The organism is Heminiphilus faecis (assembly GCF_008728965.1).
GTDB classification, from domain to species: Bacteria; Bacteroidota; Bacteroidia; order Bacteroidales; family Muribaculaceae; genus Muribaculum; species Muribaculum faecis.
The window spans coordinates 1-387 of record NZ_VSMC01000080.1; the positions used below are offsets into that span (position 1 = coordinate 1).

The following is a 387-nucleotide window of genomic DNA, read 5'->3' on the forward strand; positions in this document are numbered from 1 at the left end:
CCTACGGTCTGTTTCTGAAACTTGTGGATATATTCAACCGTAAAACCTCCCCGGGCGTGGCAAGGCTCAGTCTGGCAAGATGGTACAACGACGTAGAGGCTTTCGGTAACAACGAGTTCAACAAAGTGCTTGAAACCTTTGAGAACCACAACGCGACAATAATCAACTATTTCCAAGACAGACTGACAAACGCCTCGGCCGAATCATTCAACGCAAAGATAAAAGCATTCCGTACCCAATTCAGGGGAGTCAGTGACATTTGTAGAGTCCAACAGCAAATGCAAATTTATCCAACGAGTGCGAAAAAACGCGCCTTAGGTGTATCAAAATTTATTTTCTCTCGTGGTCTGCGGTTCAATTTCTTTTGTATTTCCATTATTCTCTTAT

The 387-nt window shown here is 43.2% G+C and carries 1 pseudogene; it reads left to right on the top strand.

The annotated features are described in order from the left end of the window. Window positions 1-260: pseudogene (locus FW767_RS13460) on the top strand (transposase); the annotation flags it as partial. Between the last annotated feature and the right edge of the window lie 127 nt (window positions 261-387).